Source organism: Erwinia sp. PsM31 (genome assembly GCF_030433775.1).
Lineage (GTDB): Bacteria > Pseudomonadota > Gammaproteobacteria > Enterobacterales > Enterobacteriaceae > Erwinia > Erwinia aeris.
In genome coordinates this window covers 1-234 of sequence record NZ_JARUWZ010000110.1, presented here as the reverse complement: position 1 = coordinate 234, position 234 = coordinate 1, and the positions used below count along the sequence as shown (strand labels likewise).

General features: G+C 52.6%; 1 pseudogene. It reads left to right on the top strand.

The window, feature by feature from the left end:
• Positions 1-234: pseudogene (locus QCD69_RS22640) on the top strand (transporter associated domain-containing protein); the annotation flags it as partial.

Below are 234 nucleotides of genomic sequence, written 5' to 3'. Positions count from 1 at the left end.
AAGTTGTGATGACCACGCTGATGGGCGATCTGGTTGGCCAGGGAATGGATTAGCAGATCGTGGCGCGCGACGAGATTTCCTGGCTGGTGGAAGGCGGCACGCCAATCGACTACGTGATGCGCGTACTGGATATCGACGAGTTCCCGCAGTCCGGCAACTACGATACTATCGTCGGCTTTATGATGTATATGCTGAGAAAAATCCATAAACGCACCGACTTCGTGAAGTTTAACG